Annotated in this window: 12 protein-coding genes; 8 read left to right on the top strand and 4 right to left on the bottom strand. The window is 40.3% G+C overall.

Annotated features, from left to right (window positions below; all coding sequences use genetic code 11):
• Window positions 1-70: 70 nt before the first annotated feature.
• Both RE409_RS27385 and RE409_RS27380 read right to left on the bottom strand, forming a co-directional pair.
• Window positions 71-751: a lysoplasmalogenase gene (locus RE409_RS27385; RefSeq protein WP_309558343.1), complete on the bottom strand. Its 681-nt coding sequence runs from the start codon at window positions 749-751 to the stop codon at window positions 71-73.
• Between the two features lie 138 nt (window positions 752-889).
• Window positions 890-2,158: a dicarboxylate/amino acid:cation symporter gene (locus RE409_RS27380; RefSeq protein ID WP_053348360.1), complete on the bottom strand. Its 1,269-nt coding sequence runs from the start codon at window positions 2,156-2,158 to the stop codon at window positions 890-892.
• Window positions 2,159-2,326: 168 nt separating this feature from the next.
• Between RE409_RS27380 and RE409_RS27375 the strand changes: the two genes are divergently transcribed.
• The 3 genes from RE409_RS27375 (at window position 2,327) to RE409_RS27365 (ending at window position 4,778) form a co-directional block, all read left to right on the top strand.
• Complete coding sequence (locus RE409_RS27375; RefSeq protein ID WP_201250200.1) at window positions 2,327-3,133, top strand: alpha/beta fold hydrolase; 807 nt, start codon at window positions 2,327-2,329, stop codon at window positions 3,131-3,133.
• 423 nt (window positions 3,134-3,556) lie between these two features.
• Window positions 3,557-4,312, top strand: coding sequence for a threonine/serine exporter family protein (locus tag RE409_RS27370; protein WP_053348362.1), 756 nt, complete (start codon window positions 3,557-3,559; stop codon window positions 4,310-4,312).
• Window positions 4,313-4,331: 19 nt separating this feature from the next.
• Window positions 4,332-4,778 carry a threonine/serine exporter family protein gene (locus tag RE409_RS27365; protein ID WP_201187683.1) on the top strand — a complete coding sequence of 149 codons (447 nt, stop codon included), beginning with the start codon at window positions 4,332-4,334 and terminating at the stop codon, window positions 4,776-4,778.
• A gap of 224 nt (window positions 4,779-5,002) precedes the next feature.
• On the opposite strand, the gene RE409_RS27360 is transcribed toward RE409_RS27365, so the two are convergent.
• Together RE409_RS27360 and RE409_RS27355 are read right to left on the bottom strand one after the other, a co-directional pair.
• Window positions 5,003-6,541: a solute symporter family protein gene (locus RE409_RS27360; protein WP_201222516.1), complete on the bottom strand. Its 1,539-nt coding sequence runs from the start codon at window positions 6,539-6,541 to the stop codon at window positions 5,003-5,005.
• Between the two features lie 13 nt (window positions 6,542-6,554).
• Window positions 6,555-6,830: a DUF485 domain-containing protein gene (locus RE409_RS27355; protein WP_377375636.1), complete on the bottom strand. Its 276-nt coding sequence runs from the start codon at window positions 6,828-6,830 to the stop codon at window positions 6,555-6,557.
• A gap of 335 nt (window positions 6,831-7,165) precedes the next feature.
• Between RE409_RS27355 and RE409_RS27350 the strand changes: the two genes are divergently transcribed.
• The 5 genes from RE409_RS27350 to RE409_RS27330 all read left to right on the top strand — a co-directional run bounded on the left by RE409_RS27350 (window position 7,166) and on the right by RE409_RS27330 (window position 12,037).
• Window positions 7,166-8,146 carry an efflux RND transporter periplasmic adaptor subunit gene (locus tag RE409_RS27350; RefSeq protein WP_201187679.1) on the top strand — a complete coding sequence of 327 codons (981 nt, stop codon included), beginning with the start codon at window positions 7,166-7,168 and terminating at the stop codon, window positions 8,144-8,146.
• A 1-nt stretch (window position 8,147) separates the two neighbouring features.
• Window positions 8,148-8,888, top strand: a complete 741-nt coding sequence (locus RE409_RS27345; protein WP_057216221.1) for an ABC transporter ATP-binding protein — start codon at window positions 8,148-8,150, stop codon at window positions 8,886-8,888.
• Window positions 8,836-10,008 (top strand): ABC transporter permease, encoded by a 1,173-nt coding sequence (locus RE409_RS27340; protein WP_309558342.1) that lies wholly within the window; start codon window positions 8,836-8,838, stop codon window positions 10,006-10,008. The genes RE409_RS27345 and RE409_RS27340 overlap by 53 nt, the downstream gene beginning before the upstream one ends.
• A 108-nt stretch (window positions 10,009-10,116) precedes the next feature.
• On the top strand, window positions 10,117-10,788 hold the full coding sequence (locus RE409_RS27335) for a response regulator transcription factor (RefSeq protein ID WP_201187677.1): 672 nt from the start codon (window positions 10,117-10,119) through the stop codon (window positions 10,786-10,788).
• A gap of 10 nt (window positions 10,789-10,798) precedes the next feature.
• Complete coding sequence (locus tag RE409_RS27330) at window positions 10,799-12,037, top strand: sensor histidine kinase (RefSeq protein ID WP_201187661.1); 1,239 nt, start codon at window positions 10,799-10,801, stop codon at window positions 12,035-12,037.
• Window positions 12,038-12,050 lie beyond the last annotated feature (13 nt).

Genomic DNA, 12,050 nt, shown 5'->3' with positions numbered 1-12,050 from the left:
ATTCACAGTTTAATTAGAACTGTGAATGCCTTTTATTCGTGGGGAATTGTTTCATGTGGAACGGCTTAGCTCAGAATTTGCTGGCGATAGCTCGCCCATTTTTCCGGTTGCTCGATGAAAGGAAAGCAGGTTTCGAGCTGATGCTGTTAGCGATGAAAAACTGAGCTGTATAGTAGGTTAACATAATCAGTGGGCCAGAAAAGGTAATATCATCAACAAATTTGTTCCAGGATAAAATGGAGTCAGAAATCACGAACAGCAACCCCCCCATAATGGCGGCTACATTTCCGGTCATAAATGCCGCCCATCCCATGAGAGATATTACCGTAACATAGCAAATGACAGGAATGATTAGGCTGTTTTCACCTTTTTCAATCAAAGAAAGTACAATTTCACAGCCTATCCAAGTGGAATAGCCAGCAATGGGAAGAATGGTTGCAAATCGGATCCATGAAAAGCTCCATGTGTTGAGGAATGCGGCAATATAGAAAAGATGACCGATTAAGAAGGCGGAAAGACCAATGACAAACCAGATCAACAAGCCATCTCCAAGCATGCAAAAGAGTAAACCGAGAAGAATTAAGAATTGATATCGAGTCCGTTTTCCCTCATTTTTCGTGTAGGCATAAAGCAAAATCAATAACATAGGAATAATCTTGAAAAGAATTTTTATTACTAAAGGCTCTTCAGGTATAAAGAAAATATATAGCAGTCCCATGAAAAGGATTACAGCAGGCAACCATTTTAACATTAAATCCCTCCTCATTCTTTAATTCTATGTAAGGATACAGAACTCCTTGCCGATAAAAAAACTACTAGAAAGACAATTGTTAAAAATAGTAAAAAAACTGACTCCAGATTGTCTTGGAGTCAGTTCGATATCAGATAATCACACCACAGAATCTTCCTTAACAAACGCCTGTTTTAACCAGTTTTTCCCCTCGACTAGTCGTGTGACAAGCATGGTGCAAACGGTGTTTCCTGTTGAGTTAAGTAGTGTAGCAGGTGCATCGATAATCGTGGAGATAACAGCAATAATCGGCAGAACTTCAACAGGAAAGCCGAATACACTTAGAATCAACATTTCTCCTATCATACCACCTCCAGGAATGGCCCCCATAACAGCGCCGACCAAAAAGGCAACAGCCAGTATACTTAAAATGCTGGAGATGCTTGTCATATCTTTGCCAAATAAGCTGAATAGGAAAACAATTTTCAACACCCCGCCAAATACAGAACCATCTTTGTGAGTGTTGGCTCCAAGCGGGATGACCGTCTCTGCGATGTCCTTTGGCACACCCATTTTTCTGACGGCTTCCAAATTGACCGGAATGCACGCGGCACTTGAACAGGTAGCAATGGCTGTAATAGATGGTGTGAAGGCATTTTTCCAAAATAGTTTAACTCCCTCTTTCCCACCGGCGATAAAGGCATATAGGGTGAAAAAGCCGAAGTAATAAATTAAAGCTAAAACTAGATAAAGAATGAAGGCACGTGCATAGCCTTCTAAAATCTGCGGTCCTAGCTGGCCGATAATAGCCGCAAAATAAGCGCCAAGTCCTATTGGTGCATAGTACATAACAATTTTTACGATTTTCATCATAACAGCTGTACCCGCTGTTAAAAACTCAGTAATCGGTTTCGCTTTCTCGCCGACCAGTGCGGTGGATAATCCAATTAATACAGAGAAAACGATAAGTTGAAGCATATTGCTTCTAGAAAACAGTTCTGGAAAATCGGACACGGTTACAGTATTAACCAGTTGACTAAGGAAAGAAACTTCTTCAATGGTTTCTTCAGAGGAACTGCTTTCCATCAGTTCTTTAATAGCTGTCGTATCAGTGCCTTCCAAAGGATTAATAATAGTTGTCCCAATAAAACCAATTACGGCAGCTAAAGCGGCTGTAGTCAGGAAAACGACAACAATACTGCCCATGATTTTCCCGAGACGCTTCATCCCGCTCATATTAGCAATAGCAGAAGAAATGCTGAAAAATACCAATGGAACGATGATTGTGAACATTAGATTTAGAAATAAGTCCCCTAGAGGCTGTATGACTGAGGTTTTCTCACCGAAAACGACGCCCGCTATCCCACCAATAATAATTGCAGAGAGTAATACTAAAGAGGATCGATAGTTTTTAAAAAAGCTCTTCATGAAAAATTCCGTCCTTTCAGGATGAAGGTGTCAATAAATATTAAACTTCATTATCAGCTCTAGAATGAAGTTTGACAATATTTTTTTATAGGAAGGAATGTTAAAAGATGAAACGCAATAAATAATAAGAAGGAATTATTTGTAAAAATGTTGTGGAGGAGGGTTACGATGGCATTTATTGAGGTTGAAAAGGACGTCCAGTTATATTATGAAGAAAAGGGTCAAGGGAGGCCGATTATTTTTATCCACGGAGTGTGGATGAGTAGTCGGTTCTTTACAAGACAGCTTCCGTACTTTTCAGAGAAGTACAGAACTATCTTACTTGATTTAAGAAGCCATGGTCAGTCAACCCACGTTCATAACGGAAATACGGTCTCTGTTTATGCAAAAGATCTTCATGCGTTCATTGATAAACAAGGATTAAAGGATGTCATACTAGTAGGCTGGTCTATGGGGGCTTTCGTCGTATGGGATTATCTCAAGCAATTCGGCGAGGATAATGTCCATTCAACTGTAATTGTGGATGAATTGGCATCAGATTTTAAATGGCCCGATTTTGATATTGGGGCTTTTGATATCGACACATTGATTGCCTTCATGACTGAGATTCAAACGAATCGTTCCCACTTTTTACAAGGCTTTCTTACATCTATGTTTAAAGATGAATTATCCGCAGGGGATGCAAACTGGATGCTTGAGGAAGTAACGAAAATGCCGGCATCCATTGCCAGTGCCATCCTATTTGATCAATCAATTGTTGACTATCGTGATTTCTTGCCTGAAATTACCGTTCCTACACTTCTCTGCTTTGGAAGGCATGAAAAGGTCATTCCTGTTGCGGCAGGAGTACATTTGGAGAAGAACATTCCGAATTCTGAACTTGTTATTTTTGAAGATAGTTGTCATTGCCCTTTTATAGAAGAAAGTGGTTTGTTTAATAAAACAGTAGATGCGTTTATTCAAAAAGTAATATAGAGGTAGATGCTGGGGTCTTAAATTTCAGTGCAACGCACCAATTTTGTAGTGCAGGGCACTGGTACATTCAAACTCGGTGAAATTAACAATATAAAAGAGTCAGCAATAACTAACAATAAAGAGGGATGCAGGTTTTGTGCCGCATTCCTTTTTTATTGTAGAAAAAAGTGTTGCCGAACTATTCCTCTCCTATTGGACAATAGAGAACTACCGAATCATTCAATTATCTAAGCGGTTTTAGCATTGAATAAAGGGAATACTGGAACTAAGACAGTCAGAACGACATTGGTGGAAATAATTAATTAAATGAGGAAATATTTTTATATCCTTTTCATGAAAATTGGGCTATTATGAGATGGATTTAAACTGGTAAGTTTGTTACCCGATATAAGCTCGTACGTTAAAAGTGATGGAGAGGATATAATGAATGATCAGTTACATTACAATGAAATTATAGATGTATGTTTGCTTGCGGGGAAAATAATGCTTCAAAACGGAGGAGAAACCTCTCGGGTAGAAGATACGATGGTCAGAATTGCGGCTGCATTTGGATGCGAGGATTCACACAGCTTTTCAACGCCGACAGGGATTATTTTTTCTCTGGATGGTATGCACCCAGCCTCAAAATTAATTCGAGTTTCCCAACGGTCCACGGATTTACACAAGGTAACGCTTGTTAACAGTATATCTCGAAGCATTTCTAGTAAGGAAATGACGCCACAGGAAGCTTTTTCCCGATTAAAACAAATTGAAAAGGCAGGTATGGGATATCCCTTGTGGGTTCAGGTTTTCGCTGCCTTTATTGCGAGCGGTTGTTTTTTAATCATGTTTCAAGGGCAATGGAGTGATTTTATCTGGTCTTGTATAGCCGGAGGACTTGGATTTTCTTGTCTGCTTTACTTGCATTGGTTATTGGAGGTTCGCTTTTTTGCTGAATTTATAGCCTCACTAGTAGTGGGATTAGTAGCAATGTTGTTTGTCCAAATCGGTGTGGGTAGTAACTTGGATACTATAATTATTGGAGCGGTGATGCCGCTGGTGCCAGGACTGTTAATTACGAATGCGGTCAGGGATTTAATTGCAGGGCATTTAGTTTCCAGTCTGTCCAAGGGGGCAGATGCAGGTTTAACTGCTTTAGCCATTGGAACAGGAATATCGGTTGCATTTGTTCTTTTATGATTTTAGGGGAGGAAAAAGGATGTTTGCACAGCTTATTACAAGTTTCATTGCCTCAGCCGCCTTTGGAGTCATTTTTAATGTACCGAAAAATTCATTGATTCAATGCGGTTGTGTAGGGATGCTAGGGTGGGCTTTATACTTTTTTTTGGTCGAAAATGAGATAAATAGCATAATTGCAACGCTTGCTGCTGCATTTATGGTAGCAGTAATCAGTCAGTATTTTGCTAAAAGGTATAAAACACCAATCACGGTTTTTAATGTCTCAGGAATCATCCCGCTCGTACCAGGGGGTTTGTCTTATGACGCAATGAAGCATTTTGTAGAAAATGATTTTAATATAGCTGTTCAGTTGGCTACCAAGGCATTCATGCTGGCAGGGGCGATTGCGTTGGGACTGATCTTTGCAGAAGTTATAAATCAGTTGATAACTAAATATAATAGAAGGAAATTGAGAATGAGAAACTAGAGGGAATGAAGAGATATATCTTTATCCCTCTTTTTTATTGCTTTAAGAATTAATCCTGAGGGTTTTCAATCTTCGAGAAACAGGTAGAGAACAAAATTATAATTGAGATGCAGAAAAAGGAGAGGCAGTTAGGAATAGCTGCCTCTCCTTTTATATTGGTTGGGAAGATAAAAGGATTATACTTCTCATAATTACACTATAAAATTTTAATAGGTCAAAAAACTTTAAATAGAATCTTTTATTCCCGTGTTAGCTGTTACGACGATTTCGTCATATTTTTTGGCATCAGCTTTTTTGCTGGATAACAGTGTTCCGGCGATTGCAGCGATAAAACCAATTGGGATGGAGACGATGCCAGGGTTAGCTAGTGGGAATAGTGGTTCCCCAACAAATATAGCCTCGTTCTCTACTGGAGACCAGACATTAGGGCTTAGAAACACAAGTAATAAAGAACTAATCAGACCTACGAGCATACCTGTGACAGCTCCAGTTGTGTTAAAACGTTTCCAGAATACCGTGAAGATAATAATTGGTAGATTGGCGCTGGCAGCGACGGCAAAGGCAAGTGACACAAGGAAGGCTACATTCATGTTTTGAGCAAATAAAGCAAGGATGATGGAGAGAATGGATACTCCGATCGATGCCCAACGAGCAGCAACCACTTGTTCTTTATCAGTGGCTTGACCTTTACGAATAATATGGCCATAAAAGTCATGGGCAAATGCAGAGGCTGCGGATAGAACGAGACCTGCGACAACCGCTAAAATGGTAGCGAAAGCAACAGCTGACACAAATGCGAATAAGAAGTCACCGCCAATAGCTTCGGCAAGCAAAGGAGCGGCCATATTTCCAGCCGCATTCGAGGCAATGATTTTGTCATATCCAACGAAAGCTGCTGCTCCAAAGCCAAGGAAAATGGTCATGATATAAAATATTCCAATGATCCAAGTTGCATATACAACGGACTTTCTAGCGGTGATAGCGTCTTTTACCGTAAAGAAACGAATCAGGATATGAGGTAATCCAGCTGTACCGAGTACAAGTGCTAAATTGAGTGATAAGGTATCCAATGGATCCTTAAATTTGTTACCTGGATTGAGGAAATCCCCGGCTAGAGGGGTTGCTGTTTTCATCTGCCTGAACATTTCCATAACGCTAAAGTCGAATTTCGCCAGTACAATAACCGAGATAATGAATGTTCCAGCCATCAATAAAACAGCTTTTACGATTTGTACCCAACTGGTAGCAGTCATACCTCCAAAGACGACGTAGACGGTCATTAAAATACCTACAATGATAACGGAGTATAGATAATCGATTCCAAGCAATAGCTTTATAAGGGCACCTGCACCGACAAGCTGTGCAATCATATAAAAGGTTGAAATGGAAATGGTATTCAGGGCAGCGACACCGCGCACCTTCTTTTCATTAAAACGTGCAGCAATCATGTCTGCAAGTGTGTACTTACCAAGGTTACGAAGAGGCTCGGCCACGATATAAAGAACGACCAGGTAAGCGACTAGGAAACCGATGCTGTAGAAAAAACCATCAAATCCAGCGAGCGCGACCATTCCAGCGATTCCTAAAAATGAAGCGGCGGACATATAATCACCGGCAATAGCCCAGCCATTTTGCCATCCAGTAAGGCTGCTGTCTGCCGTATAAAAGTCAGCCGTTGTTTTAGTGCGACGTGAAGCAAAGTAGGTAATGACTAATGTTAAACCAACAATGATTAAAAATAAAATAAAAGCAAGTGTATTCATTGTATATTCACCTTTACCCTTTCGCTTCTTTCACGATTTTTTCAACTAATTGGTCAAAAGTCGCAGCCTTCTTGGAGTAGAGAATGCATAGGGTCCATGTCATGATAAATTGCGCGAAGGCAAAAATCCAAGCCCAGCTGATTGCTCCAAAGGCATAAGAGTTAAGAACTTTAGAATAGGAAGTTAAGATAGGTAAGGTGAAATAAAAGACCATAAAAAAAATGGAAAGTGGGACGATGAAATTGCGTTTTTTTCTTAGGAGTTCTTGAAATGATGGTGATTGGACAATCTGGGTGTAATCCGTGGAGGCGCTTACTTGAGATTCTTTTGCTCCTGAATCGTTCAATGCCAATGTGGTTCCCCCTTTGAATATGAATTTGGTTTTCATCACTCAATGTATCTGATAACAGTTATAGTATATATTTATTAGAATATATTGTAAATTTAAAATTTTGAAATAAATGTTTTTTCGTCCGACGTAGTGTTAATTATTAAAAAGGTAATGAAAAGGGAAGCGTTTGCTTAACACAGTCTTCCATGAAAATTAAAAACAATCCTTAAGGAAAAATTAAGCTTCTTTCACGATACTGATTTCAATCAAGGAAATCTGAAAGGAGCAAAATGATGAAAAAGTGGATAACGATAGGGGCAGTTTTAGTGGTAGCTATAGGGGGATGCATTTGGTTCTTTATGAAGGACAATGGTCAGCCCGTTATTGCTAAGGCGATGACAACTACAGTTGAAAAGGGAGACCTTGAAGTTCAAATCAGTGGTTCCGGTTCGGTTGCTGCGATAAATAGCGAGGACATCACATCTTCCGTAACGGATGAAGTCGATGAAGTCCTTGTAGAGAAAAATGAAATAGTTGAAAAAGGTGATGAACTTATTACCTTCACGGATGGAAGCGACCCAATAACTGCCCCATTTGATGGAACAGTAACTACGTTGGATGTAGAAGAAGGGGATCGTGTTTCAAGTAGTGAAGTGGTTGCCCATGTGACGGATTATAAAAAATTAAAAACAACGATCAGTGTTGATGAATTAGATGTTTCAAGTGTTAAGAAAGGACAAACAGTTGAAATTACAGCTAGTGCTTTTGAAGATGAAACATTCACAGGGAAAGTAACAAGTGTAGCAAAGGAAGGTACATATGAGAATGGTGTTTCTTCTTTCGATGTAACGATTAAAATTGACAAACCAGGAGATATAAAAATTGGGATGTCGACAGAAGTGAGTATTGTGACGAATAGTGTAAAAGATGTTCTTTATGTTCCAATTGAAGCAGTCCAAATCGATGGAGAAGAGAAGTATGTGAATATCCAACAATCCGCTTCAACAGAAGATGCAACAACTAATACTACAAAGACAGTGGTTAAGACGGGTATTAGTAATGATAAGTATATCGAAATAACATCTGGACTTGAAGAAGGTCAGTATGTTTCCTTGCCTATTACCATTTCCAATGAAAGCTCTACAGGTGGCGGTGGAATGGGAGGAGGCCAAGGCGGTGGTGGAATTGGAATGCCGAGCGGTGGCGGAATGCCGGGTGGCAATGAAATGCCAAGCAGTGGTGGAATGCCAAGCGGCGGCAGGGGAGGTCAGTAACATGACGACACCCATCATTGAAATTAAAAACATGTCCAAATCGTATGAATTGGGCGGTGAAACCGTCAAGGCGCTGCAAGAAGTATGTCTTACAATAAATAAAGGGGATTTCGTTTCTATCATTGGACCCTCTGGTTCAGGGAAATCTACGTTTATGAATATGATTGGCTGTCTCGACAAGCCCGACACAGGTGAATATCTTTTGGATGGAAAAGAAGTAGAAAAGATGAAAGATAATGAGCTAGCCGCCATTCGAAACATAAAAATTGGCTTTATCTTTCAAAACTTTAACCTGTTAGCGAAATTGACGGCGCTGGAAAATGTCGAACTTCCCCTTGTTTACCGAGGTGTAAGTGTAAAGGAAAGAAAAGAAGTTGCCAATGCCTGTCTAGATAAGGTCGGCCTCAATGACCGGATGAACCATTTACCAACCCAACTTTCAGGTGGACAGCAGCAAAGGGTTGCGATTGCCCGTGCCCTTGCAGGTAACCCTCCTGTTTTATTGGCAGATGAGCCGACGGGAGCTCTTGATAGTAAAACAAGTAAGGAAGTACTGCAAATGCTGAAGAATCTTAATGAAAAGGGACAAACAATCATTTTGATTACCCATGACTTGGAAGTTGCAAAAGAGGCAACACGGGTCGTTCGGATACATGATGGTCAGTTATTTGAAAACGGAGGTGATTGGATTGAGTCTGAGCGAATCAATGAAGATGGCTATACGCAGTATCAAAACCAATAAAGTCCGTGCTTTTTTAACTATGCTTGGAATTATTATTGGAGTGGCCTCCGTGATTGTTCTTGTTTCGATTGGGCAGGGATCTTCACAGTCCGTTCAGGAGGAGATCAATAGCTTGGGGACTAACCTGTTAACGGTCAGTGTCTCAGATACAGATTCTGTAGAGCTGACGGATGACACAATTGAACAGTTTAAAGACCTGAGCGGGATATCAGAAGTTGCACCTGTGGTCACAGGCCGTGTTTATGCTAAAAACGGTGAAAATTCTACACAGGTTTCAATGACCGGTACGACGTCCTCCTATATTTCAGTGAGGGATTTAGAGCTTAGCCAAGGCCGTTTTTTAACGGATATGGAAACAGAATTACGCTCTAAGGTGGTTGTCTTAGGGTCTGATACGGCTGACACGCTTTTTGAAAATCAAAAAAAAGCGGTGGATCAAAACGTTCTTATTGGCGGTGTTTCCTATCGAGTAATCGGCGTGTTGAAATCAGTAGGTACCTCGATGGGATCAAGCGGTGATGATGTAATCATTGCACCAATCACAACTGCAAAGCGTGCTACGAGTAGCACGACCATCGGAACAGTGTATTTAAAAGCAGAGAACGAGAATATTGTAGAGCGTGCGATGTATCAAGTACAAGGTACAATGACGACATTATTCCCAGGCCAGAGTGATAACTATTCCGTGTCCAATCAAGAGGATTTAATGGATACAATGAGCTCGGTGTCAGATACGTTTACGCTCATGCTTGGTGGTATCGCAAGTATTTCATTACTTGTAGGTGGAATTGGAATTATGAATATAATGCTGGTATCCGTTTCAGAACGGACGAAAGAGATTGGAATCAGAAAGGCTATTGGGGCGAACCGGAAATCCATTCTACTTCAATTTTTAATTGAAGCGGTTGTCTTGAGCTGCTTAGGTGGGTTATTAGGAGTAGGAATTGGGCTTGGAATCGCTAAATTGGTTTCAGTTGTTTCAAGCTTAACAATCAGTTATTCGTGGTCGGTGACCATAATGGCCTTCCTATTCTCCATATTTATCGGTGTTGTCTTTGGGGTATTTCCTGCGAATAAGGCATCCAAGCTAAATCCAATCCAAGCACTGCGTCACGAATGAACATACAATTTGAGAGAAAGCAGGCGATTAAAAGCCCGCTTTCTTTTGCATATGAAAAAGGATAAAATCAACATATATCACAATTGAAGCGGTTGGGAGGTACCCTGTATGAAGGTTTTGGTGGTAGAAGATAATGTTTCATTATTAGAATCGATCCGACAAATTTTGACGGATGAATATGAAGTCGATACAGCAGATAATGGGGAAGATGGTCTATTCATGGCCAAGCAAAGTATATACGATATCATCATTTTGGATGTAATGCTTCCGGGAATCGATGGATTTGAAATCGTACGGAAAATCAGGGATGCAAAAATAGATACAAGTGTCTTGTTTTTGACGGCAAAAGATGCGCTTGAGGATCGTGTCAGAGGATTGGAAATGGGTGGCGATGATTATTTAGTCAAGCCGTTTCAGGCACCGGAACTTAAGGCCAGGATTCGTGCCCTGCTTCGAAGGAGTGGCATTATATCGCTTGAGCAGCATGTGAAATACCGTAATATTGAACTGTTGGAAAAGGAAAAGGATATTTTGGTTGATGGAAAGGTCATTAAAATGACCTTGAAACAGTTTGAATTATTGGAGTACCTAATTCAAAATAATGGGAAAATATTGACCCGTGAGCAGATTTTCGACCGCATTTGGGGGTTTGATTCAGATACGACGATTGCCATTGTGGAAGTGTTCATCCATCACCTTAGAAAAAAATTGGAACCTTTCAATTATCATAAAGATATTCAAACTGTTCGGGGTATTGGTTATATGCTAAAACAACCATAAGGGGATCATTATGTTCCAAAAAACGCGGCTTCAACTAACATTATTGAATTCTGTCGTCTTTATTGTCTTAATAGCCATATTAAGCAGAACGATTTATTTCTATACTGAAAATCAGATCTATAAGGATGTCAATGATTCACTTAAAAAGGATTACAGGGATTTCAATAATGGAGGAATGCCAGGCGGACGTCCGCAAGGTGAGTTTCTCTTAGGACCGGGACCGAGTGTCATCGTTTGGGGACCGGATGAAACGATCATTGAGCCAAGACTGAGTGAGGATCATTTTTTTAAGGTCAATGAACAACAATTTTTCCCTGAAATTTTTGATGAGATTGAAGAAATATCGGTGAATGGATACACGTATCGGGCTCTTTCCACCAAGGTCGATACGGAGTATGGAGAGATGGCCGTACAATTCATCAGGAATGTGGATACAGAAAAGGAAATGCTCGATCGCTTGTTGCTCATATTGTTTGTTGGTGGAGGAATTGGAAGCCTAGTGGCGGTAGGTGCAGGCTATCTTCTGGCAGGGCGGGCCCTGATCCCGGTCAAGAAATCTTGGGATCAGCAGCAGCAGTTTGTCTCGGATGCCTCACATGAAATTCGAACGCCGCTTGCCGTCATTCAATCGCGAGCTGATTTGCTATTTCAATCACCGAACGCGACAATCGAGGAAAAAGCGGTTGATATATCGATTATATCTAAAGAAGTCAGGAGGTTGAATAAGCTGGTAAATGGTCTTTTAACCTTGACTCGGACGGATTCGAATCAAATGGAGGTCAAAAAGGCAAACTTTTTCCTGGATGACTTACTTTTGGAAATTGTGGAACAGTATACGGATATAGCTTCTTTCGAAGAAAAAACAATTACTAGTTATGCTCCTAATCAGGTTGTTTTCCTTGGCGATAAAGAAAGAATACACCAGTTACTGGTAATATTAGTGGATAATGCCATGAAATTCACGGATGAGGGTGGTGTAATTTCCATTTCCTGCGTTAAAAATTCATCTTCGATTATTCTTTCTGTAGAGGATAATGGAAAAGGCATCCCCCAGGAAGAGATTCCAAAGATTTTTAATCGATTTTATCAAATTGAGCAGTCTCGCTCCGCAAATGAAGGTTCAGGATTAGGCCTGTCTATTGCTAAATGGATTGTCAACACCCACCAAGGGACTATCAAAGTGACTAGTGAACCGAATACAAGCACTCGTTTTGAAATAACTTTTCCTAGAAACCAAAAAAATAAATAATGGTTTTAAAAAG

Source organism: Peribacillus sp. R9-11, from assembly GCF_031345095.1.
Lineage (GTDB): Bacteria > Bacillota > Bacilli > Bacillales > DSM-1321 > Peribacillus > Peribacillus butanolivorans.
This window is presented reverse-complemented; position numbering and strand designations above follow the sequence as displayed.